The 23,009-nt window shown below is 45.2% G+C and carries 21 protein-coding genes and 1 other annotated feature; of the genes, 6 read left to right on the forward strand and 15 right to left on the reverse strand.

Features of this window, described 5'->3' with window-relative positions; genetic code table 11:
* Positions 1-18 precede the first annotated feature (18 nt).
* The 9 genes from NSQ55_RS06370 to NSQ55_RS06410 all read right to left on the reverse strand — a co-directional run bounded on the left by NSQ55_RS06370 (position 19) and on the right by NSQ55_RS06410 (position 8,685).
* On the reverse strand, positions 19-1,599 hold the full coding sequence (locus NSQ55_RS06370; protein WP_339172059.1) for an oleate hydratase: 1,581 nt from the start codon (positions 1,597-1,599) through the stop codon (positions 19-21).
* Positions 1,600-1,756: 157 nt separating this feature from the next.
* On the reverse strand, positions 1,757-2,326 hold the full coding sequence (locus NSQ55_RS06375; protein WP_339172062.1) for a TetR/AcrR family transcriptional regulator C-terminal domain-containing protein: 570 nt from the start codon (positions 2,324-2,326) through the stop codon (positions 1,757-1,759).
* A 20-nt stretch (positions 2,327-2,346) separates the two neighbouring features.
* The gene (locus NSQ55_RS06380; RefSeq protein ID WP_076185711.1) at positions 2,347-2,742 is read right to left on the reverse strand and encodes a hypothetical protein; all 396 of its coding nucleotides are present in this window, start codon (positions 2,740-2,742) and stop codon (positions 2,347-2,349) included.
* 47 nt (positions 2,743-2,789) lie between these two features.
* Positions 2,790-3,311 carry a hypothetical protein gene (locus NSQ55_RS06385; protein WP_076185708.1) on the reverse strand — a complete coding sequence of 174 codons (522 nt, stop codon included), beginning with the start codon at positions 3,309-3,311 and terminating at the stop codon, positions 2,790-2,792.
* A 153-nt stretch (positions 3,312-3,464) separates the two neighbouring features.
* Positions 3,465-4,445, reverse strand: a complete 981-nt coding sequence (locus NSQ55_RS06390; RefSeq protein ID WP_076219378.1) for an RluA family pseudouridine synthase — start codon at positions 4,443-4,445, stop codon at positions 3,465-3,467.
* A 101-nt stretch (positions 4,446-4,546) separates the two neighbouring features.
* Positions 4,547-4,735, reverse strand: coding sequence for a CLC_0170 family protein (locus NSQ55_RS06395; protein WP_248547827.1), 189 nt, complete (start codon positions 4,733-4,735; stop codon positions 4,547-4,549).
* Positions 4,736-4,759: 24 nt separating this feature from the next.
* Positions 4,760-5,983: a Ger(x)C family spore germination protein gene (locus NSQ55_RS06400; protein WP_076193012.1), complete on the reverse strand. Its 1,224-nt coding sequence runs from the start codon at positions 5,981-5,983 to the stop codon at positions 4,760-4,762.
* Positions 5,976-7,079 (reverse strand): endospore germination permease, encoded by a 1,104-nt coding sequence (locus NSQ55_RS06405; protein WP_076185704.1) that lies wholly within the window; start codon positions 7,077-7,079, stop codon positions 5,976-5,978. Before NSQ55_RS06405 ends, NSQ55_RS06400 begins: the two co-directional genes overlap by 8 nt.
* A complete protein-coding gene (locus NSQ55_RS06410; protein ID WP_139329939.1) occupies positions 7,072-8,685 on the reverse strand; it encodes a spore germination protein in 1,614 nt (537 codons plus the stop codon). The genes NSQ55_RS06405 and NSQ55_RS06410 overlap by 8 nt, the downstream gene beginning before the upstream one ends.
* A 170-nt stretch (positions 8,686-8,855) precedes the next feature.
* Between NSQ55_RS06410 and recQ the strand changes: the two genes are divergently transcribed.
* Positions 8,856-10,691, forward strand: a complete 1,836-nt coding sequence (gene recQ, locus NSQ55_RS06415) for a DNA helicase RecQ (protein ID WP_339172072.1) — start codon at positions 8,856-8,858, stop codon at positions 10,689-10,691.
* Between the two features lie 15 nt (positions 10,692-10,706).
* Positions 10,707-12,614: a B12-binding domain-containing radical SAM protein gene (locus NSQ55_RS06420; protein WP_076308057.1), complete on the forward strand. Its 1,908-nt coding sequence runs from the start codon at positions 10,707-10,709 to the stop codon at positions 12,612-12,614.
* Between the two features lie 1,212 nt (positions 12,615-13,826).
* Here the strand turns inward: NSQ55_RS06420 and NSQ55_RS06425 are convergent.
* The 4 genes from NSQ55_RS06425 to NSQ55_RS06440 are packed head-to-tail and all read right to left on the reverse strand — an operon-like array spanning position 13,827 to position 17,380.
* Positions 13,827-14,777 carry an alpha/beta hydrolase gene (locus tag NSQ55_RS06425; RefSeq protein ID WP_076128072.1) on the reverse strand — a complete coding sequence of 317 codons (951 nt, stop codon included), beginning with the start codon at positions 14,775-14,777 and terminating at the stop codon, positions 13,827-13,829.
* Positions 14,778-14,804: 27 nt separating this feature from the next.
* Entirely contained in the window at positions 14,805-15,773 is a 969-nt protein-coding gene (locus NSQ55_RS06430; protein ID WP_076128070.1) for a type I phosphomannose isomerase catalytic subunit, read from the reverse strand.
* 48 nt (positions 15,774-15,821) lie between these two features.
* On the reverse strand, positions 15,822-16,424 hold the full coding sequence (locus tag NSQ55_RS06435; protein WP_076219068.1) for a class I SAM-dependent methyltransferase: 603 nt from the start codon (positions 16,422-16,424) through the stop codon (positions 15,822-15,824).
* Positions 16,424-17,380 carry a TIGR01212 family radical SAM protein gene (locus NSQ55_RS06440; protein ID WP_076107276.1) on the reverse strand — a complete coding sequence of 319 codons (957 nt, stop codon included), beginning with the start codon at positions 17,378-17,380 and terminating at the stop codon, positions 16,424-16,426. Before NSQ55_RS06440 ends, NSQ55_RS06435 begins: the two co-directional genes overlap by 1 nt.
* A gap of 324 nt (positions 17,381-17,704) precedes the next feature.
* Between NSQ55_RS06440 and NSQ55_RS06445 the strand changes: the two genes are divergently transcribed.
* Positions 17,705-17,884 carry a hypothetical protein gene (locus NSQ55_RS06445; protein ID WP_036679526.1) on the forward strand — a complete coding sequence of 60 codons (180 nt, stop codon included), beginning with the start codon at positions 17,705-17,707 and terminating at the stop codon, positions 17,882-17,884.
* A 196-nt stretch (positions 17,885-18,080) separates the two neighbouring features.
* Positions 18,081-18,797, forward strand: a complete 717-nt coding sequence (gene trmB, locus NSQ55_RS06450; RefSeq protein WP_036679523.1) for a tRNA (guanosine(46)-N7)-methyltransferase TrmB — start codon at positions 18,081-18,083, stop codon at positions 18,795-18,797.
* A gap of 91 nt (positions 18,798-18,888) precedes the next feature.
* Here trmB and NSQ55_RS06455 read toward each other — a convergent pair whose 3' ends face one another.
* Both NSQ55_RS06455 and NSQ55_RS06460 read right to left on the reverse strand, forming a co-directional pair.
* On the reverse strand, positions 18,889-20,004 hold the full coding sequence (locus NSQ55_RS06455; protein WP_076128064.1) for a glycosyltransferase: 1,116 nt from the start codon (positions 20,002-20,004) through the stop codon (positions 18,889-18,891).
* A gap of 51 nt (positions 20,005-20,055) precedes the next feature.
* Positions 20,056-20,583 carry a phosphatase PAP2 family protein gene (locus tag NSQ55_RS06460; protein WP_339172086.1) on the reverse strand — a complete coding sequence of 176 codons (528 nt, stop codon included), beginning with the start codon at positions 20,581-20,583 and terminating at the stop codon, positions 20,056-20,058.
* A 404-nt stretch (positions 20,584-20,987) separates the two neighbouring features.
* Here NSQ55_RS06460 and NSQ55_RS06465 point away from each other — a divergent pair, with 404 nt between their 5' ends.
* Together NSQ55_RS06465 and infC are read left to right on the forward strand one after the other, a co-directional pair.
* Complete coding sequence (locus tag NSQ55_RS06465; RefSeq protein WP_036679513.1) at positions 20,988-22,226, forward strand: glycosyltransferase family 2 protein; 1,239 nt, start codon at positions 20,988-20,990, stop codon at positions 22,224-22,226.
* A gap of 78 nt (positions 22,227-22,304) precedes the next feature.
* Positions 22,305-22,449 (forward strand) — a sequence feature (ribosomal protein L20 leader region).
* Positions 22,450-22,506: 57 nt separating this feature from the next.
* Entirely contained in the window at positions 22,507-23,004 is a 498-nt protein-coding gene (gene infC / locus NSQ55_RS06470) for a translation initiation factor IF-3 (RefSeq protein WP_036679510.1), read from the forward strand.
* The last annotated feature ends 5 nt before the right edge of the window (positions 23,005-23,009 follow it).

Here is a 23,009-nt window from a genome sequence, read left to right on the forward strand (position 1 = left end):
TCGCCGCTGATTGTTGTTTTATCTGAAAGATGTAACAAAGCTTGAGAATAGTGTACGTACATCGTATTGATATTGGTTGATTGGCTCGATAGGCCGTTCGATACCAAGTAGAGTATATACCGCAATTCTCGCTGCTCTCACGGAGTATTCTTCAGTGAATACAACGTCATCTGGAATTTCACAGAATTGTCCAATAAAGGCCAGGTTCGTGGAACCCTCAGGGACAACTTTTGGTCTGTCACTATTGAGTCTAGGCATGAACTGTGAAGTGATATAAGGCATCATGCAAGGAATACAGTTGGCGGTAGCCATGATCTCGTCCTTATGTTCTTCAAAGTGAAGATGACCGATCAATTCTTGCATGATTTCTTCGCCGGTACAATCACACATTCTCTTTTTCACGAAATCCCCAACTTTGTCTGGATACAGTCCGTAACCCCAGAACACTTTAACATGCTCAGGTTGATTGCGGAAATGCGGTTGGTAGGCCAGTACAACGGACATAAACCAGCTCGAATCCTTGAATGTGACCAAAGCGCCTGTGCCGGCACGGTTACGTGTGAAATTTTCCATCAGATCGAAGAATTTGGAGTCATGGAAAGTTACAGTAAAGGACTCCCATTTCGAACCGTCTACATGATCATCGAACGAAGAAGGATTGCCAAGACTTGGTTTCTTGGAAGCGATGTTTTCCCATAATTTCCACGAGCTTCCCTTGCCGTTAAGGAGTGGAGCAGAAGTCATAGAACCAAGGCTGGAGCCTTCGGTCATAGAACCGTTTGTGATAATCACAAGATCATCTTCTTTTACATCAATCACATCTTTGACACCTTCGCGCACTACATTCATTTGGGTTACGGTAATTCCGTCACCTTTTTTGAACTGCAGATCAGTCACTGTACATTTCAGTGTGAAATCGACACCAAATGGTTCAAGATATTTGTGCAAAGGCAGAATGATGGAATCATATTGGTTATATGGAGTGCGGGTTACACCTTCCAGTGTTTGAATTCTTGGGAATTCATGGAAGAAACGGAGCATATATCTTTTAAACTCTACAGCGCTGTGCCAAGGTTGAAATGCAAAAGTAGTAGCCCACATATACCAGAAGTTAGTTGTGAAAAAGTGAGGGGCGAACCAGTCGTTGATACGCGCTTTCCCCATTTTATCTTCTGGTGTAATAATCAGCTTGCCCATAGCGAGACGATCAGCCATATCAAAACCCATGGACAATACATCTTCTACTTTGCCGTCTTTATTTACTAGTCTGGCGTTTGAGTGTGTTGGATTAGCGGTATCAAAAGCAATAATTTCATCCCGCACAGACAACCCCGGACGGTCGACAGAAGGAATCGTTGTTAATAGTTCCCAGAGATTTTCATAAGCTTCATCGTTGAGCATACGGCCGCCGCGGACAACGTAACCATGTTCAGCGTCACCTGCGCCGTCATTGCTACCACCAAGAATCTTCATCTCTTCAATAATGTGAATGTTTTGTCCCGGAAAATCACAGTCTCTGACCAGGTAAGCAGCGCCCGCTAGGGATGCAATTCCGCCACCGACAAAATAAACCTGTCTATTACCGTACTCTTTTTTCACAATGGTCGCCTCCAAGTAGTTGTTTAAATAATCACACTCTTAATGTAAACCAACTCCTATTTTGAAGGTATAATCAAACTCTTTAGAGTGTCTGGATTTTTGTCATTATGGGTGATCTGTCTAGTTTTTAGACAAAAAAAACCGCTGCAACCAAAGGTTACAACGGATGGTTCTCATATTTGTGTAAAGCTTTCAGAAAATTTCCTTCAATTAGATCACTTAGCTTCTCAATCATATGGTGCGGTTGTTCCTTCATGCCTTCTCTCATCCACTGAATGATTAGGCCTGTGAAGGCTAGCGTATAGAAATTGGCTATAAAATGCTTGTCTTCTTCGCAAACCTCCATCCCGGAGGACAGCTCGTTTATAACCCCCATGATGAGATCGTTTGTCACCTCGTACAGATATGCATCCAGGTGATTTCTGCCTAGTGAATTTAGCGTGTTACAGCAAAAGGATTTATTCCGCTCAATATAGCAGAAGATTCTATAAAAACCGTCCGTCCAAGTGCTGTAGCTGCGATACTGGGCGAGGCTTTCGACAGCCTCAGTCTTATAGATCCAACCTAGCAAATCAAATATATCCTGAAAATGATAATAGAAGGTTTGTCTGTTTAGTCCGCAATGGTCCACTAGTTGTTTAACAGTAATTTTATTGAGCGGTGTATGCTCCATTAGTTCTTTTAAAGATTGGGACAATGCATTTTTGGTTAGAAAAGAATTGGACAACAGCGTTTCACCTCTTCCATTCAAGACTTCGATGCTCGCGTATACAGCAGACGAATACCTTCCGCTAATAAACCCAGTGCAAATCCGGCACATGAAAATAAGGAAAATGCGAGGAAGCCTGCGAGATCCTCCCAACCGGACATCTCTTTGTAGGTGTAGCCCAGCATAAATGCCGCGCCTATGATTATTCCCGCCGTACTAAATACCCAGAGCAGACGTGCTCCGAGCCAGCCTAAAGTGTTGACGATGCCTGCCACTACTACGGAAAAAAGAGCAAAGCGCAGTAAGAGTGTAGTATCCATTTCTTGGGCCAGCATCACAAATCGGTGCAGAGGGAAAAGAAGCCATAGCAGAATGGCATAAACGGTCATCCAGAGAAACCAACGTTTACTTTTGGCAGCAGGCAGGAATTTCATTTCATGCACACCTCTTTTCCCATAGTTCGAACGTTAAAAAGTAGGAATTATACCGTGAAGGATTCCAGTTCTTCTGCACTTTGCAGCAGGTGGCTTAGCAGGTTTGGAATGTCCTCCATTTGTTCTTCTGTAAGTTGTCTTTTGAATTGCAGCTCGATGCAGTTATTGTAAGTTTCACTTTCCTGGCCATATATGAAGCTTAAAGATTGCACAGGCTGGAAATCAGGTCCCCAGATCGCTTTTAGAATACTGTCTATCGCCTGACATTCGCTAGGAATATCTTCGACTTCCATATAAAAACGAAGTGAAAGATTACAGCCGGGATCCGTATTAGGAACCTCCATGATTTCATCGCTGAGATCTTTCGTGGTCGAAGTGAGCAGGATTTCGGCGGTTACTTTCCTGCCTGCAGTTAATTGGAAGGAGAGACTGAACTCTCTGGACATCAGCGCCATATTCAGAAGGTCGGAGCGATCCGTAACCACCAGTATTCCGTCTAAATTATCGTAGTCATAAACCTGGTTCTCAAAGGCGATCTTAATATTATCGAAAACAGTAGGATGGAACAATAAGGGCACCTTCTTTGTTTATTTATATTGTAACATGATGTGATAGGAAGTTAAAAAAAGACGCCCAGGACCAAATGGACCGGGCATCTTGTGTAGAAGTTACGGCTTCCTATAAGCGGGAAGGCTCGTCAGTCGTGGGTATACGTTCAATTCTTAGTTTGTAGGCGCAGGCGCAGTATATTTCAGGAACGTCTTCGGAATCGGGCTCTCAAAGGTCATTAGTTCTCCAGTGGTTGGATGAATAAAAGAGAGCACTCGAGCATGTAGGCCAAGTCTTCCTACCGTTTTGGTCTCTGCCCCATATTTCTTGTCACCTGCGATAGGGTGGCCGATATCTGCCATATGCACCCGAATCTGATTTTTTCGTCCGGTTTCGAGCTTAACCTCTAGCAAGGAAAAATGGCGGTTAGCCTGAATAAGTTTATAATGTGTAATTGCATGTAGTCCATCGCCTTCATGAGGACTGGAATACATTTTAAGGGTTGAGGTTTCTTTGAGCCAAGAGCTTATCTTGCCTTCAGGTCTTTTAACCGCGCCTTCGACGAGCGCTACGTAAGAACGTTCCTTCACAGTATCTTTCCACGTAGTTTGTAATGCCTGCTGAATCCGTTCGCTTTTGGCAAACATCATTACGCCTGAAGTATCTCTGTCCAAACGGTGTACGACAAAAATCCGATTTTTTGGATTGCTAACACGGACATGCTCCATAAGCTGGCGGTAAGCCGTCAATTCATTTTCTTCCGCAGTGGCGATAGATAGCAGTCCAGCATCCTTTTGAACAATAATCAGGTCATCATCCTCATGAACGATTTTAAGTCCGATCATCTCTGCTGTTTGTACAGGCTTCTCTTGATCAATAGTAACGTTTTGACCCGGATGCAGTTGGAAATTATGCTGTGTAACTACCTTATCATTCACCGACACTTGTCCACGCGATAGGATGGATTTAATCGCATTTCGTCCTCGACCCGTGACGTGGGTGAGTAAGAAGGGCAACAGTTCAGAAGGTTCGTTTACAGTAAAAGACTTGGGTGCTGCGGTTGTTTTAGTTTTATGGTTAAGCTTGCCAGTAGGCTTGCTGTGAGAACGAGTACCTCTTTTGGCTGTTTCTTTAGGATTTCTTCTTGAGTTCATGGGTGCATTCTCCGTCCTTTAATATTGTACTCCTCAATATACCATGGGCTGTGAAGAAATACTATGGAGAGGGCAGGCTTGCTGGTTTGGTTTGTAAATGCTCATAGATAGAACAGCTGGGCTAATCCAAGAAGCAGGAATAAACCGAGATATACCCAGCCTAATATGCGGGCATATTTCTTTTCCCGGTGCATGGCATTGACTGCATATATTTTAGTATCCACAGTAAGCAACAGAACACTGGAGATCAGCAGCGCAACAATTACGTAGGTTAGCTGGTAATAGAGCATAGTAGAGCCTCCCATAAACGTCATTTAATTTTGTTTAAGACCTACTCTGTCGATGTGAGTTTTCAACTTAACTTCAACACTGAGATTGGAATACTGCTGCTCCCAGTCATGTTTGTCACGAATATTGGCTTTCCAGTAGGAGGGAGCATATGCACGAATATATTCACCCATGCCAAAGACATCGGAATGCGCTTGTTGAGTTTCTTCGATAAGGTGGTTGAAAATACCGATCACTCTCTTTTGAAAAATATCTTCAATCTTTTCTAAAGAACGGCTGGAATCGATAGGGATATCACTACGTAAATGCTCATCTAGAGCCGCCTCTAAAGTGAGGTTATAAGTGATGTGAGGTTTGCCCTCTTTGAAATGAACCTTCACCCTCGTGAACCGGTCGTTGACCTTGAGCATCACCGGACCGAATTCATCAGCATAAAAAAGATCGGAGTATCCCCCGGGATTAATGCCCTTCATGGACATATATGCGCCAATCTCAATCGGAATCGTCGATCCGACCATCACTCCACCACTAAAGTAAGCTAGGCCTTTAATCATGATATTGTCTTCCTGATGTAATGAGACGTAAGGCAGATAACCACTTTCGCCCCATTTGGATTCTGCTGACCAGAATACACCTATATAATCAGCGGGGAATTTTCCTGATGTTACTGCTTTTTCCATGGTGGAGAGGATGTAAAGGGTCGGCACTCGCTGGAGCGGAGGATTAATATTCATAAATTTAGCAGCCTCCCCTTCGGATACTAGCAGCCAGGTCCGGCGACGAACTTCTGGATTTCGCCGCAAATAATCATTTAAGTCATTCATGCTTTTTTTTGCGATGTCCTCACTAATAATAATCACTCGTAAATGAATTAGATAACGTGGATCAGAAATTTGCTGCTGTAAATTGTTCATGGCGTCATCTAAGGTGTACCCGTACACTTCTACGACCCATACTGGATTTTGATTCACGCCTCCGCCTTCACCCCCGCTGCCTGGTCCGAGTGGAACTCTTCCCGGAACCGCAATTTGGGCGGTCACACGGATTTTGGGAAGGTTAATATTTGCGCTTTTAAGATGAGTGGTTTGATCATCATTTATTTTGCTGTCTGGAGGGACGGAATCAATGGATAACCCTAGTACCAATGCACGGTCTTCTATTTCAAGCTGGTCCCAGCACCCTGAGAGTAAGCCAGACATGAGTGAGAGAATAAATATAAGAACTACACGCTTGTAAATTTTTTTATTCATGAGAAATGGCTCCTTTATTTCGGATTAGAGAGACTAACCATAATAAAAGAGGATAGAAGGTCAAAAAAATCAAACCGATTATCGCTGTAATGCTAGCAAATGAATAGACCTGAAATATATTTCTCGGCAAAAGTGAAAAAGTGATGATAAGTGGAAGTAAGAAGCTGGATATTAGGCGGTGATCCTTGTGCCGCAGCACTTGTTGCAGAGAGTATGCAGCTAAGTAGTAGTTCGTAAAGATGGAAGTGAATATAGAAACCACCCAAATTATTATAAAAAGAGCATCAAACCGTTCTAAAAGTCCTGCGCCGATGGATATGGAGCGAGCTGCTTCTAAGGTTGGATAGGAAAGTAATTTGGTTTCTTGAGCTCCAAACATGCCTAAAGTGACCCAAACGATCATTACATAAATGAATCCAATGATACAAAGCGCAACAGTGCCTGCTTTAAGGATCTGTTGAGGTTTTTTCATTAAAGGAACCAGCAGGATGATGACAAAGGTGCCCTGATAAAGGCCAGCAGACGTAATCGTTCCTTTGGAAAAGCTTGAAAAGGTGGTGTGATTTCCGGTGAGGGGTAGCAAGTTTAGAACGTCAACATTTTTCATAGCTACCAAGGCAATTGCTATAACAGATAATAGAATAAAAGGTAAATAGAAAACATGAACATAAGTGAATTTCACAATATTTCTTCGGATTGATAAGGCAACCAGTAGGAGCATTAAGAGAATTACTGCTTCGATGGGTGTCTTTTTAAAGACAACTGCAACACATACTTCTCCGAATTGGCGCATGGTGATCCCGGCAGAGAAAGCAAAAAACAAAGAAATAAAAATGGAGAAAATATCCGCGAGCCCAGTTCCGAGAAGGCGGCGGCTGAATACGAACAACGTTTCGTTCGGGAATTTTCGGCAGACAGCTGCTGTAAACCAGCAACCCAAAAAAGCAACAGGTACACCAGAAGCAGTCACGAGCGGTGCACCACTGTCTCCGGCTTCAGCCATATAACGAGGAATACTTAAGATTCCTATTCCTATAATCGTACTAACGATTACAGCCATGACTTGGATCGTTGTTATGGGGCGGTTACTATTCATCAGCTTCACTTTTCTCCTTAAAAATCAGATCGGTATGCATTTTCGGAATATCCTTCGCAAGAAGATCAGGATCAGGTGTATTAAGAAAGCTTGGGCGGCTTCGCATCCACCATAAAGGTACCCGAACGATACTATCCTTAAGGTCCTTCCATATCGTAGGGACAAAGGGGGTCATGTAGGGAACGCCAAAAGATTCCAGGAATAATAAGTGGTTGATAATAACAATAGTGCCCAGCATTACTCCGTACAGGCCAAAGCAGCCTGCCAATATGATCAATGGAAATCTAAGCATTCTTGAAGAGATTGCGGCATTGTAAGCGGGTGTGGCAAAAGACCCTATGGTCGTTATAGCGACAACAACTACGGTAGTTGGACTCGCCAGACCTGCTGCTACGGCTGCCTGACCAATGACAAGCACACCTACAATAGAAAGAGCCCCGCCAATCATTTGCGGTAGGCGAATGGTTGCTTCGCGCAGCACCTCCATGAAGACTTCCATAATCAGAACTTCCAATACGGCTGGAAAGGGTACGCCAGCTCTTGCACCTGTTATTGCTACGGCGAACTCTGTCGGCAGTAGCTCAGGATTGAAAGAGATAATGGATACATATAAGGCAGGGAAGAAAAGGGAAAATAATAATGCGATCAGGCGGATCATTCTTAGGAGGCTTCCTACGATAAAACGTTCCGTATAGTCATCCATCGTCTGAAAGAATTGGTTGAAAAGTGCCGGGACGATGAGGCAGAAAGGTGAGCCATCTACAAGGATGATGACTCGTCCTTCTAATAAAGAGGCTATAGATTTATCCGGACGTTCGGTTGGCTGAACCTGTGGAAACGGGGAAAGGGGATGATCCTCTATAAATTGCTCGATATACCCCGCATCAAGGATGCCGTCTACATTTATTGCTGATAATCTCTTCATCACCTTTTGAACTAGCCCTGGATCGGCTATTCCTTCGATATAACAAACAGCTACTTTTGAGCGCGTCCGTACGCCAAGAGGGGCAGTTACTACACGAAAATCCGGCGTTTGTAGTCGATAGCGAAGCAAAGAGATGTTGGATTCTAAATTCTCTATAAACCCATCACGCGAACCGCGTATAACTTGTTCAGTTTGAGGTTGCTCAATGCTACGATGCTCAATCTTACGCAGATTGAAGTAAAGTGCCTGATCCATTCCATCTATGATTAGAACTACATTTCCATCCAACAAGACGGAGACTAGAGTATTTAGGTCCTTAGTGCGGTTACCTTGTGTGACTTGTACCGTCATACTCCAGATGTAATCAGGTAAATCCTTTAGATCTTTTGGAATTTCTGAGTGGTCGGAGGAAACATTCATTAATGGCTTTAAAACATAGTTCTGAATTTGATTCTGGTCCACCACAGAAGAAAAAAAGATAATAGCCGCATCATATCTACCGTATACCTTGAAGTTACGGACAATAAGGTCGCTGTCTTCTCCAAAGACTTGTCGAATGAAGCTTATATTGCTCTTCAGGCTGGAATCCAATGGCTTTACCGGACGATTGTCCTGGGCAGAGGACTCTTTACGTGCAGGCTTTTGTTTAAAGGAGGTATATTTTTGTTTCCAATTTTGCACGGTCGCTCCACCTTTCTATGAAATCACGCTTATTAAAGCTTGGCTTAAAAGAAGACCTTTTATGTAAATATTTCAAAAGAAGAACAGGGTGATGATAGTTAAGAAGTGTTGCTCATTACACCATTGACCGCTAAACTAAAGATAGAAACGCCTAAGGAGTTATGAGAGATATGAAGATGCAAGCACCTACTATTGAACAGGCGCAGGCTGAGCTGCAAAAATATTACGGTTATCCAGACTTTCGGGATGGCCAGAAAAAGATTGTTCAGAACTTGCTGGAAGGACGCGACACACTGGGAATCCTCCCTACGGGTGGCGGGAAATCGATCTGTTATCAGGTTCCTGCACTGCTCCTGCCAGGGCTGACACTGGTGATATCACCACTGATCTCGCTGATGAAAGACCAGGTGGATGCGTTAACTACTGCGGGTATTCCGGCAGCCTTTATTAATAGCACGTTAAGCGGAAAAGAAGTGAATGAGCGGATTCGGGCTGCCCGGCGGGGCGATTTGAAGCTGCTCTATGTTGCGCCCGAAAGACTTGAGCTGGACTGGTTCCGTCTGGAAATGGCTGAGCTGTCTATTTCCTGCGTGGCTGTTGATGAAGCGCACTGTGTATCCCAGTGGGGACATGATTTTCGGACAAGTTATCTGTCGGTATCTCCATTTGTAGATGAGCTGCCTAAACGTCCGATCCTGGCAGCATTTACCGCCACGGCGACGCCGGAGGTTATGGAGGATATGGTCCGGCTGCTGCGCTTGCGCGAGCCGGGTATTTTCATGACGGGGCTAGGAAGAGATAATCTGGCAATGTCCGTGCTGCGGGGAGAGAACAAGCGGGAGTTCGTTATGGATTATGCGGCTACGCATTCTCACCAGCCGGGGATTGTATATGCGGCAACCCGCAAAGAAGTAGATGATCTGTATCAGAGGCTGCAAGCTTCGGGCATAGCGGCAGGTCGCTATCATGCGGGTATGAACGACCAGGAGCGGGCAGATAGCCAGGAAGGGTTCCTCTATGACGATATCCGGGTCATGGTGGCTACGAATGCCTTTGGGATGGGGATTGATAAATCCAATGTCCGGTACGTAATTCACTACAATATGCCCAAAAATATGGAAGCTTATGTTCAGGAAGCAGGTCGTGCTGGACGAGACGGGGAGCCGAGTGAATGTATATTGCTGTTTAGTGCGCAGGACATTATGACGCAAAAGTTCCTGATCGAGCAGAATCCACAGGATACTGACCGTAAAGCTAACGAATATCGCAAGCTTCAGCAAATGATTGATTATTGCTATACTACTCGCTGCTTGCGCAGTGCCCAGCTGGATTATTTCGGGGAAGAGCATGGGGACAAGCCATGTGGTATCTGCAGCTCATGTACGGATGAACGAGAGCTAGTGGATATGACCGTCGATGCGCAAAAGATCTTCTCCTGCATCCACCGCATGCGGGAGCGTTATGGTGTAGCGTTGGTGGCATCTGTGCTGAAAGGCTCGCGCAATCAAAAGGTGATGCAGTACGGCTTCGATAAGCTGCCCACACATGGGGCGATGTCGAGCCGGACGGAGAAGGAAATCTCAGAGAGTATCAATGTGCTCATCTCAGAAGGGTATCTTGCCTTGTCGGAAGGCCAGTACCCTGTAGTACGGCTTCAGCCTCTGGCTGCCGAGGTCCTGCGCGGACAGCGTGAGGTGATGCAGCGTGTGGCACGGCCTTCGCGGACAGGTACAACATCTGGTACGAGAGTTCGTAGTCGGGGGCATGACCTGTCGCCATCAGCCGTCAATGAGACTGTCTTTGAGCAGCTGCGTCTTATCCGGCGTGAATTGGCAGGACGCGAGCATGTGCCGTCGTACATTATTTTTAATGATGCTACGCTGCGTGAGATGAGTGTGGTTTGCCCGCAGACCGAAACGGAAATGCTGAGGGTAAAGGGTGTTGGGGAAGTGAAATACCGGAAGTACGGTAAGGCATTCTTAGAGTTTTTTCAAAATGAAATGTAGAAAAGGTCGTGTAGCATGAAAATCGTCCTGACCACGTTAAACGCCAAATATATTCATACCTCACTCGCAATCCGCTTGCTAAAAGCGTACAGTGAGCATGAATTTAAGGATATTCATTTGGCAGAGTACACCATCAAAGATCCCGTGATGAATATTGTGTCCGACTTGTTTCAGAAACGGCCAGATGTGATTGGTTTCTCCTGTTATATCTGGAACATCGAAGAGACGCTGAAGCTGATTGGTATTCTTAAGCAAGTGATGCCTGAAGTTACGATTGTTCTCGGAGGACCGGAAGTTTCGTATGAGCCGCTTCATTGGATGAAAAGAGAAGCTGGCATTGATTTTATAGTTAATGGAGATGGGGAAGAGACGTTCCACCATTTGCTGCAGGAGCTAAGGGATGATCGTAAGTTTCACTTTGTGTATGGAGCCGCTTATCGCAAGGGAGAAGAGATCATTGTCAATCCACCACGTCCCAAAAGCGATCTGAATACGCTGCCTACGCCGCATCGTTTTCCTGAGGATATTCCAGATTTGAGTAAACGTATTGTTTATTTTGAGACAAGCCGCGGGTGCCCATTTAACTGCCAGTTCTGTTTATCTAGTATTGAGGTAGGCGTACGTTATTATGATATTGAACGAGTGAAATCTGATCTGCTCTATTTAATACAGAATGGCGCCAAAATCATTAAATTTCTGGATCGTACCTTTAATATCAACCGCAACTATGCGATGGAAATGTTTCAATTCCTGATCGATAATCATCAAGGCTGCGTGTTTCAGTTCGAAATTACCGCAGATATCATGCGGCCGGAAGTTCTGGATTTCCTATCTAAGAATGCGCCTCCGGGTATTTTTAGATTTGAAATTGGGGTGCAATCTACCAACGATGAGACGAATGAGCTTGTTAAACGCCGCCAGAATTTCAAAAAGCTGTCCCGTACCGTAATGAAGATTAAGGCAAGCGGCAATATCGATCAGCATCTGGATTTGATTGCCGGATTACCTATGGAGGATTACAGCACCTTCCGTAAAACGTTTAATGATGTATTCGTTATGGAGCCGGAAGAGCTACAGCTAGGATTCCTCAAAATGCTGCGGGGAACGGGGCTGCGGGCGCAGGCGTCTAAATATGAGTACACGTATATGGAACACGCACCTTATGAAATCCTTAGCAGTCATATGATGCCTTTCTCAGACATTATCCGTTTGAAGCGGCTTGAGGATGTGCTGGAGAAATACTGGAACAGCCACCGGATGGACCATACGGCCAAGTACTTGATCCGACATGTATTTGATTCGCCATTCGATTTCTTTCAGGAGTTCGGTGACTATTGGGAGGAGAGAGGCTGGCAAAAGATTGGCCATCAGCTGGAAGATCTCTTTACCCGCTTGCAGTCCTTCCTGATAGATCGCGGGACGCCGTCTATGGATGTTATAACTGGCTTGATGAAGCTGGATTATTTTCTTGGACACAAGTACAAGCCGCGCAAAATCTGGTGGGATTTCGTGCTGGATAAGTCGGATTGGTCGAGCTATTTAAAAGATATCGCGGCTAATCCGGGTCAAATTTCTGCCCAGTTAGCAGAAGCAGGACTTAACGAAAGAGAACTGCAAAAGTATACTGTGCTGGAAGTATTGCCATTCTCGCTGGAAGCGGTGCTGGATTCCATCAGCGGCATGCGTGCCGATGAGGGCCTTGAGGATGGTGAAGCTGATATGGCTAATCCGGAGGCTTTGGCTTCGGCAGACTCGTCATTACAGGGAGCAGCGAATAGTAGTTTAGAAGAGACTGCGCAAGCAGCAAGCTCGGCTGTAGCTGTAGCGGAGCCCGCTTCCATTAGGGAAGGGCGCACGCTACTAATCGTAATGTATCAGCAGAACGAGAGCCAACGCGCTCAGTACTACACACTGCCTTTGTAATAGGCGGGTGGAAGGATAGACCGTTCCTTTATGGGACGGTCTATTTTTTTGTCTTGGGCGATAGCGTCATCTGGATTCACAAGTGGCTGGGAAGGGGATGAGGTGGAACTAGTGGCGATTGAGTCCGCATGTGGTGGAGGAGAGAGATGGTGGGGATATTGACAACTGGGTCCGAAAGCGGTGAGTAACCCGACACAGGCGGACCCAGCGGACCTTATACGTGGAATTATCTTGTTTTTTTGATGCTAACGGACCGCATAGTCGCTATTGGCACGAAAAACACCCAATATGAACCTGTTTCGCATGAATAGCTTCTCTGGAGTCCGAAACCTAGCTCGAAAGGCTATAAATCAGCAAATAGCGTCAACTGAGTCCGGAAGTAGCGGGGAGAGTAATGATGTGTGGTTAGTGTCAATTGAGTCCGAAGCGGAGGAGGAAGATGATGATGATGTGTAGCTAGTGACAACTGAGTCCGAAAGCGGTGAGTAACCCGACGCAGGCGGACCCAGCGGACCTAGTACGTGGAATTATCCTGTTTTTTAGGTGCTAACGGACCGCATAGTCGCTATTGACACGAAACACACCCAATATGAACCTGTTTCACATGAATAGCTGCACTGGAGTCCGATATCTAGCTCGAAAGTCTATAAATTAGCAAATAGCGTCATCTGAGTCCGGAAGTAGCGGGGAGAGTAATGATGTGTAGTTAGTGTCAACTGGGTCCGAAAGCGGTGAGTAACCCGACGCAGGCGGACCCAGCGGACCTTATACGTGGAATTATCTTGTTTTTTTGATGCTAACGGACCGCATAGTCGCTATTGTCACGAAAAACACCCAATATGAACCTGTTTCGCATGAATAGCTGCACTGGAGTCCGAAACCTAGCTCGAAAGGCTATAAATTAGCAAATAGTGTCAACTGAGTCCGAAAGTAGAGGGGAATGGTGATGATGTGTAGCTAGCGACAACCGAGTTTGTACGTGGAGGGGGAGAGCGATGAGCTGAAGACAGCGTCAACTGAGTCCGAAAGTGGTGGCGGAAGTTTATTTACTAAAGTTCAGATGCGCGGAGGAACTGGAGATTGTTAGATTGAGAAGTCTGCTGAGATAAGTTACGCAAACCGCAAAGAAGCGATCTCCCAAATACCGGGAGCATCGCTTCTATGTTCTCTCATTTCTCGTCTCATAAATTCACTAACAACTGCGCTTTTTTCTTAACTTATCTTAGCAACCTCTGAAGGAAGGTGGCGCTCTAACCAGTTGAGCACATCGGCTGTGACTTGATCTCGATTCACTTCATTTAGCATTTCGTGTCTACCTTCTGGATAGAGTCGGAACTCAACGTCTGACACTCCTCGTTTCTTATACAACTCCGCAAGACGGGGAATGCCTTGACCGTTCATACCGACAGGGTCCTTATCCCCACCAAATATATAAATGGGCTTACCTGTACACAATGTGCTAAGTGATTCCTCAGTATGGATCTCTCTTAAGAGGTGGAAGAAACCACGGAAAAAGCGTGTTGTACAAATAGCTCCGCAGAATGGATCGGAAATGTACTTATCTACTTCCGCAGTATCGCTGCTCAGCCAGTCAAATGTTGTTCTGACCGGGGAAAAGGCGCGGTTATAGCTGCCGAATACCAGACTGTTCAGCAGTACACTGCGATGATGCTCACCCTTTAGCTTAAGCTGCGCGCTAGCCAGAGATTCTCCAATACGCAGCATACTGCGTGGACCGTTTGTCCCGCTTAGGATAAACCCTGAATAGATTTCGTTGCCTTCTTCGCACATGAGTTTTTGACCCAGAAAGGAACCCATACTGTGTGCGAATAAAATGATGGGCTTTCCTTCATGCTTGGAGAGTGCTGCGGCACCTACCTGCAGAAGATTACGCCGCATCCAATAAAATCCGTCCTCCCCAACATCACCAAGCAGATTGACTTGACCAGCGGTTCTACCATGTCCCCGGTGATCATTGGCATATACTGCATAACCAACCCCGGTTAAAGCTTCCGCAAAACGAGCGTAGCGGGCAGCAGTTTCACACATCCCGTGTGAAATTTGCACGATTCCTCTAACTGGCACATCGGACTCAGGTAACCATTCATAGACATGGATGGTTACACCTATGGGATCCGTTAGAGTAAAGCTGTTTTCCTTCATGGTCCATTCCTCCTAAAGGTTCTCGACTTATGGTAAATAAGAGCGAAGCACAGTAGAATGACCCTCGATAGTATAACGGCCTAGGTTGGAAGGAATCAGATAACATTCCCCTGCGGCATAAGGCTGGGAGCCGCCTTCCCAAGTCAGATGTCCGCTGCCTTCGCAGATAACCAGAATAGTGAAGCTGTCTTCTGAAGTGGTGAGATCCCATGAACCATTTACGATCCCTTTTTCGACAATAAAATAAGGTGAAGCGGCAAGCTGCAGCCACTCTCCAGGCACTGCATGATCGGTCTTCATCGAAGTAGCGCCAGCGCCTTCATAAGCTGTAACATTTAGAGAATCCTCAATATGAAGCTCGCGTGGTTTTCCATCTAGACCTGGACGGTCGTAGTCATAAATACGGTATGTAGTGTCGGAATTCTGTTGGATTTCCGCTACAACGACACCAGCGCATAGAGCATGTACCGTTCCGGCAGGGATGTAGAAGGAATCGCCAGCGGAGACAGATACCTCTTGAAGGCTATCCATAACCGTGCCTTTTTCCAGTGCTTCGCGTAATGTTTCACGGTCTACGCCTTCTTTAAGGCCGTAGATGATTTTTGCATCTGGCTTAGCGTCTAATACGTACCACATCTCTGTTTTACCCAGTTCACCTTTAGGCAATCCTACATAATCATCCGTAGGATGGACTTGAACGGAAAGGTTGTCGTTGCAATCCAACAATTTGATCAAGAGTGGAAATCTTCCACCAGCTTCTGATATTCCCTTGCTTCCGAACCACTCGTGACCAAATTGCTCACGAATTTGATCCAGACCTTGTCCAGCTAATTCTCCATTAACCACCGAAGATGTTCCATTCGCATGATCGGCAATCATCCAGCCTTCACCAATATGGCCTTCTGGTAGATTCAGGCCGAATTTCTCCAGCGCGCGGCCACCCCAGACACGTTCTTTAAACTCCGGTTGAAATTTTAAAGGATATGGTTGTGTCATTCGTAATCTTCCTTCCCAATTACAAGATAGTTTGATTGTTTATAAAGCTTAAGATGGGGAACCTTTTTTCTTCTCGAGGGCAATTACATAAGGTGCGTCCGTGCGCTGCAGCTGGCGGTATACAATGCTCTGCGCTACCTTAGGGGAAACAGTCGCAGCCCAAGCTTCAACAGCGGCGGCTTCGAGATCTCCGCCTGCATGGCCAGGATACAGTACAGCCGTAATAATTCCCCCCGGACGCAGCAGCTGGAGTGAAGCTTCCAGGGCTGCAATAGAGCTATCCGGCTCAGTAATGATATTCTTGTCGGCATCGCCTGAAGGCAGATAGCCAAGATTGAACATTACAGCACCAACGGTGCCTGGCCAGTTAGCCGGGACGGCTTCTGCCATTTCGGCATGGCTGCGTTCCAGTAAGGTAACGGCAGAGAGTGAGGAAGTGTCCTCCCGCGCAAGCCGGAGACGTTCTTCTGCCAGCTTCAGCGCCGCAGCTTGAATGTCAAAGCCGTAGACTTCGCCACGAGCTCCGGTTGTTTTGGCTAGAAAAAGCGTGTCAGCACCAGTACCTACAGTTGCATCAATCGCACGGTCACCTAAAGTTAGCCGCTCAGAGATTAATTTATGAGCAAAGCTTAGAACGGACATAAAGCCCATTAGCCCTTCCTCCAATACTTACCCTGCCAAGTATCACGAGCAACAAGCTCATCGTCAATGGCATTTAGCACTTCCCATTTCTTGAGACTCCACATCGGTCCAACTAAGAGATCCCGTGGGGCATCTCCAGTCAAGCGATGAACAATCATCTCAGGGGGCAGAATTTCAAGTGAATCAGCAATCAGCTTCACATACTCGTCCTGTTCCATGAATCGGAGCAATCCTGCTTCATACTGCTTCACCATTGGTGTTTTCCGCATGAGATGCAGAAGGTGAATCTTAATTCCCTGCACATCCATGCGAGCTACAGCAGATACCGTTTCAAGCATCATTTCGTGCGTCTCCTGTGGGAGACCGTGAATGATATGGGTACAGATTCGAATATTGTGACGGCGCAGCTTTTCCACAGCCTCCACATAACACTGCGTATCATGCGCCCGGTTAATAAGCTCAGAAGTGGAGTCATGTATAGTCTGAAGACCCATCTCTACCCAAAGATACGTACGCTTGTTCAGCTCTGCTAAATATTCGACCACATCATCCGGCAGACAGTCAGGGCGGGTAGCAATAGACAATCCAACGACACCAGGCTGCTGCAAAATAACTTCGAAATATTCTCTCAGCTCTTCGACCGGAGCGTACGTATTAGTATAGGCTTGGAAGTAACCGATATATTTAGCATTTGGCCATTTCAGATGCTGTCTGTCACGGACGTTATTGAATTGTGTGACTAGGTCATCTCGGCGGCTTCCGGCAAAATCACCAGAACCTCTGGCACTGCAAAATGTGCAGCCTCCCTTAGCAATGGAGCCGTCACGATTGGGACAGGTAAAGCCTGCATCAAGCATAACTTTGAATACCTTGGTGTTCATGTGTTCACGCATTTCGTAATTCCAAGTATGAAAACGTTTATCTCCCCAAAGTTGCGGAGGAGAAGTGTATTGAAGATTAGACACGAGAAGCCCCTTTCTGAAAATATAATTATGGATAAGATTCCTTATCCTTATATTTTTCTGAGACAGATGGCGTCCTTATCCCAGAGAACGCACAGCCGTTTCTTATAATCCAATACATTGTATCAAAAAACCGAGCTCGGCGTAACATTGACTCCTCATAACGGCATGAAAAATAGGCAGGAAATAAGGCGCTTTCAGCTTGAAAATGCTTACATAGTATGTTATATTCAGAGTGTGAAAAGCTGCTGTGGCATAAAGAAATTCATCCAAGAGTTCATAATTTCGTGTCGTCCGATCCATAATAATAACCGTGAGGTGATAGCAATGAATTCTCAAACGGTATATGCTGAGGGTAAAGATTCGATTGAAGTCCACTTAACACCAGATGAAGCCCTTGCACTAACGGGCGTGGAATTTAACGGCAACCCTAAGATCAAGACAGATGCGCAGCGCAAAATTCGTAGCGCATTCGAAAAAAAGACATTTGCCACAAACACAAAGTAAATCTTGATTTGCCAGACAAGAACGAAATCTATTCCAATATACAACAACGAAGGAATTCCTCTGAACAGCTCATTTAAGAGCTGAACCAGAGAATTCCTTTTTCTTTTTTTACCGCAATCCCTTTACTTTTTGGGACAATTTCGGCACAATATTGCAAGTGACAGTTATCGTATAAGAGATAATCGGAGGAATACCTATGCGTTTACGCGGAAGAAAAGGAATACGTGAAAGTTTGGAAGAACAGACGGATTTAGTCATTCTAGATCCTCGGAGTTATAAAGGTGAGTGGTCCAAGCTGTTCGGTAACGATCATCCGATCCATGTGGAGTTCGGAATGGGCAAAGGACAGTTTATCAGCCAAATGAGCTTTAAATATCCTGATATTAACTTTATCGGAGTGGATATGTATGATGAGCTGATCCGCCGTGCTGGAGATAAGGCTAGAGCAGTATGGGAGCCGGCAGGACATGAAACACCGCCTAACCTGAAATTGGCACTTGCAAATATCGATTATGCTGAGGAAGTATTTGCTCCGGGAGAGCTTGAACGGATTTATCTTAATTTCAGCGATCCGTGGCCTAAAAGCAAGCATGCCCGGCGTCGTTTGACACATCCACGTTTTCTTGACAAATATCGCGGTTTGCTTAGCGATCTAGGTGAAATTCATCTAAAAACAGATTCCCGCAGTCTTTTTGAGTTCTCATTAAATGCCTTTGCGGACTTTGGCTTGCAGATGAAAAATATTTCTTTGGACCTACATGCAGATGGCATCATCAACGAGGATCATATCATGACAGAATATGAGACGAAATTTGTCGGACGTGGCGTGAATATCCATCGTTGCGAGGCAATTGTAGGTGCAGAAGCACTCAAACAGTATCAGGCTACCCGATTGGATAAATATCGGCTGTAGTTACAAAGCACTGCTTCAAATGGCATGCTTCAATAATAAAGCGGCAACTCTCCAAGTAAAGTAGTTTGGAGGCTGCCGCTTTTTTAATTAACTATTCCAATAATTCGATGATACTCTGAGCACATTGTAAAGGATGGTAGCGCGCAATTTCTTCAAGATGAAGTTTGCGCTTGTTTTGCACATCCTCATAGTTGTTTAAGAGGCGCTCCATCCACATTTCGACAACCTCTAAAGATTCGATGGGTTCTCCGAAGCCGGCTGCAGTAAAGTAGCGGCAATTCTCCTCCTCCTGCCCGGGAAGAGGGTGATGGAAGAGCATCGGAATACCTTTTGCAAGCCCTTCACTGCAGGTCATTCCTCCCGGTTTTGTAACCAGCAGATCGGACACCTCCATCAGCTTGTGGATTTCACGCGTAAAGCCGAGTAAGGAGATATTAGGATGATTATAATGCGGGTCTTCTTTCATTTCCTTTAGCAGCTGTTCGTTATTGCCGAGACAGAAAACAATCTGAATCTTGTCACGCCATTCCGCCAGACAAGCATTTACGACTTGGTCGTTCATGATTCCCCAGCCGCCGCCCATGACTAGAACGGTTGGCATCTCCCGCAGATTGAATTGCTCTCGAATCTCCTGCTTTCCGGGATGCTTCCAAAAATTAGGGTGTATCGGTATACCTGTTACCTGAATTTTCGTGGCAGGAATATTTCGGCTGCGCAATTTGGATTTAACCTCAGGTGTTGAAACCAGGTAAAGGTCTACCTCTGGGCTAATCCAGGTTGCATGCGCATCATAATCCGTTATGACGGTGACGAGCGGCACATTTAGGGTAGGATCCAATCTCTTTAGGCGGGACACTACAGCACCTGGAATAAAATGTGTGCAGACAATTACGTCGGGTTTCAGTTGCCTCACAATATTTTTGGCATGCGTATAAAATATACGATGCAAGGCAAGCGTGGTAAGACGATTGAATGATTTCTGGTGACGGTAGACATAACCCATCAATTTTGGCTGTGTCGTTACCGTCTTTCGGTAAGCAGACAGAATAATAGGTGCCATCTTGGGGTTTAAAAAATTTCCAAGTTCTAGCACCTTCGTTTGTAAATTAGGCGATAATTGGCGCAGACTGCTCGACAACGCATAAGCTGCTTGTGTATGTCCGGCGCCAAAACCTTCCGAGAGTATTAAGATTCTTTTTTTACGCAATGTTGATTCACCTATTCTCAAGGGTTTTCCCGGTTATTAACAATAAATGCTTTACATCCATAAGGCTATAGTACCAGCTGCTACGCAGGAACCGATCACTGCGCCAGCTATAACATCTGATGGATAATGCAATCCAAGATAAATACGAGAAAATCCGACAATACAAGCTAGCGGCAGCAGAATAACGGTCAAAGCAGGAAACGCCAGCATATAAGGGACCGTAGAAGCAAAGATAGCTGTAGTATGACCAGATGGAAAAGAATGATCCTTTAATGGATTACGAAAAGTATTGGTTTCCGGTAACGCCAGATAAGGACGCATACGCGGGTACAGTTTTTTGGCGATAGCTACGGGTATATGGCTGACAGCTAGTGCTGTCAAGGCTTGTAAACCTGTAGTTCTCCAAGGCTCAGGAGCTAATACCCATACCAGTATATTGATAACAATCGTGCTTGTAGCTCCACCCAAATGAGTAAGGTAAAAGAGCCAAAAGTTCAAAAAACGATTATGCATTCGTCCGTTGATCCACTTAAAAAGATTCCGCTCCCAGAGATGTAGTTTCATGAATAAATGTCTCATATCTAATTCCCTCCGCTAGTCCGGCTACCGTTAACAGATGTTAATGCAGTAATCCGTTCTATAGCTTAGATCTGTCTTAATCATACTTTTTAAAGGTAGTTCATTTCAAGGAAAAGCTCAGGTTTACACGAAATTTGCCAGTTTTGACTTAGAGCACTATTACGCTTTACAATGATTCAAGCAGACTAAACCTGTTTAAAAGGGTAAGAGATAAATAAGGATTCAAAAAAAGGAATCCATAGAATTCTTTTAAACAGCATATATAAAAATTGTGAAGTCTGCCGAGAATAAGAATACTCTTGGTCTATTGTTAAGGGATGCAACAAAAGGGTCAGAAAGAACGTCAAGCAAGCTAGAGAGAAAAAAAGAACACCAAGAGTGAAAAAAGGGGGCATCAAAAGGTCATGACAGACGCACTGTTTGTTACGCTCCAAGTGATCTTGGCAGCAATCGCAGTCTATCAGTTTACGTTTTCATTATTCGGGCTGCACAGGAAAAAGAAAAAGACGCAGTATAAGCCGGAAAAATCTTTTGCCGTACTTGTTGCCGCACATAACGAGGAAGAAGTTGTCGGCGCATTAATGGAGAATCTGAAGCAGCTTAATTATCCATCAGAACTGTACGATGTATTTGTAATTTGTGACAATTGTACAGACGGTACAGCTCGCATCGTTAGAGAACACGGCATGAACGCCTGTGTCCGCACCAATGCAAATCTGAGAGGTAAAGGCTATGCAATAGAATGGATGCTTAAAGAGCTGTGGGCTATGCCCCGGCAATATGATGCTGTTGTCATGTTCGATGCCGATAACTTGGCGCATACTGAGTTCCTGATGGAGATGAATAATGATCTTTGTTCAGGTGCACGGGTAATCCAAGGTTATATCGATACCAAGAATCCAGAGGATTCCTGGATTACAGCTGCTTATGGTATTTCGTACTGGTATATTAACCGTTTGTGGCAACTTTCACGCCATAATTTAAATATGGCTAACTTCCTTGGCGGAACCGGAATGTGTTTTGAGACCACACTTCTTAAAGAAATGGGCTGGGGAGCTACAAGTTTGGTCGAGGACTTGGAGTTTACGATGCGAAGTGCAGCACATGGTGTATATCCTAAGTTCAATTATGATGCAAAGGTATTTGATGAGAAGCCGTTAACCTTCAAGGCCTCCTCAAGACAGCGTCTGCGTTGGATGCAGGGACACTTCACTGTTGCTCGCCGTTATTTTTTTCCATTGCTTTGGCAAAGTATTAAAGAACGCAGCTTAACGAAGTTTGACCTCGCGCTTTATGGAGCGAATGTATATATTGTATTGCTCACTTTTTTAATGACGGCGGTAATGTGGGTGGATATGGCGTTCTTTAACGGACCGAATATCGCTAACATTTACGGCAGCTTGCCGATCTGGCTCAGCTTCCTGGCTATTGGCGCCAATCTGGTGACTTTTGGTATTGCGATGGCATTGGAGAAGGTTACGTTCAAGAAAGTATATGCTTATCTTGTATTCTTCCCGATCTACTTGATCTCGTGGTATCCGATTACGTTCTATGCGTTCTTCACGCAGAACAATAAGCAATGGAGCCATACCAAGCATACTCGCGTAGTACGACTTGAAGAAGTACAAAGTAAGCAGGTATAAAATTCACGAAATTTCTGCATAAAAGGATTGACACCCCGAATAGTGTGGTGTATAGTATTCAAGTACGCAAATCATAGGGATTGCAAGAAGAAGCACCTGCTTCTCACCTGACTGGCATATTCGCCGGCTGGTTTTGATCTCAATGCTTTATGAATGTTAATGTTCATGAACGTTGATCAAACACGGGGTGTCGGGTGTTACCGGCACCCCTTTTTTATGGAGTTACGTGAGAATAGTTGTTAAAAAGATCCGGAGGTGGAGAGTTATCAGTAAGGAACATATGATCAATGATGAAATTCGGGCCAAAGAGGTACGGTTGGTTGGTGCGGAAGGTGAGCAAATCGGAATTAAACCGATCCGCGAAGCGCTGCAAATGGCGATCGATCTTAATCTGGATCTAGTCAATGTAGCACCACAGGCTAAGCCGCCGGTATGCCGCATCATGGATTACGGCAAGTTCCGTTATGAAACGCAGAAGAAAGAGAAGGAAGCGCGTAAAAACCAGAAGGTCGTTGATATCAAGGAAGTCTGGTTCCGTGCTAACATTGAGGAACATGATTATCAAACTAAGTTCCGCAATGTGATCAAGTTCTTGGGTGAGGGCGATAAAGTGAAGTGCTCCGTACGTTTCCGCGGACGTGAGATTACACACGCGAATATCGGCCAAAAAATCCTCGAACGAGTGAAGAACGAAGTGGCTGATATATCTGTTGTTGAGCGCCAGCCAAAGCTGGAAGGCCGCAGCATGATTATGATTTTGGCTCCTAAAGCTCAATAAATCTG

It is taken from the genome of Paenibacillus sp. FSL H7-0943 (assembly GCF_037963265.1).
Taxonomy (GTDB): Bacteria; Bacillota; Bacilli; order Paenibacillales; family Paenibacillaceae; genus Paenibacillus_AQ; species Paenibacillus_AQ odorifer.

Coding starts and splice junctions, on each gene's coding strand:
- NSQ55_RS06420 (WP_076308057.1), top strand. CDS start 10,707: ATGAAAATCGTCCTGACCACGTTAAACGCCAAATATATTCATACCTCA.
- NSQ55_RS06445 (WP_036679526.1), top strand. CDS start 17,705: ATGAATTCTCAAACGGTATATGCTGAGGGTAAAGATTCGATTGAAGTC.
- NSQ55_RS06380 (WP_076185711.1), bottom strand. CDS start 2,742: ATGAAATTCCTGCCTGCTGCCAAAAGTAAACGTTGGTTTCTCTGGATG.
- NSQ55_RS06460 (WP_339172086.1), bottom strand. CDS start 20,583: ATGAGACATTTATTCATGAAACTACATCTCTGGGAGCGGAATCTTTTT.
- NSQ55_RS06390 (WP_076219378.1), bottom strand. CDS start 4,445: ATGAACTCAAGAAGAAATCCTAAAGAAACAGCCAAAAGAGGTACTCGT.
- NSQ55_RS06395 (WP_248547827.1), bottom strand. CDS start 4,735: ATGCTCTATTACCAGCTAACCTACGTAATTGTTGCGCTGCTGATCTCC.
- NSQ55_RS06400 (WP_076193012.1), bottom strand. CDS start 5,983: ATGAATAAAAAAATTTACAAGCGTGTAGTTCTTATATTTATTCTCTCA.
- NSQ55_RS06430 (WP_076128070.1), bottom strand. CDS start 15,773: ATGACACAACCATATCCTTTAAAATTTCAACCGGAGTTTAAAGAACGT.
- trmB (WP_036679523.1), top strand. CDS start 18,081: ATGCGTTTACGCGGAAGAAAAGGAATACGTGAAAGTTTGGAAGAACAG.
- NSQ55_RS06425 (WP_076128072.1), bottom strand. CDS start 14,777: ATGAAGGAAAACAGCTTTACTCTAACGGATCCCATAGGTGTAACCATC.
- NSQ55_RS06465 (WP_036679513.1), top strand. CDS start 20,988: ATGACAGACGCACTGTTTGTTACGCTCCAAGTGATCTTGGCAGCAATC.
- infC (WP_036679510.1), top strand. CDS start 22,507: ATGATCAATGATGAAATTCGGGCCAAAGAGGTACGGTTGGTTGGTGCG.
- NSQ55_RS06405 (WP_076185704.1), bottom strand. CDS start 7,079: ATGAATAGTAACCGCCCCATAACAACGATCCAAGTCATGGCTGTAATC.
- recQ (WP_339172072.1), top strand. CDS start 8,856: ATGAAGATGCAAGCACCTACTATTGAACAGGCGCAGGCTGAGCTGCAA.
- NSQ55_RS06435 (WP_076219068.1), bottom strand. CDS start 16,424: ATGGGCTTTATGTCCGTTCTAAGCTTTGCTCATAAATTAATCTCTGAG.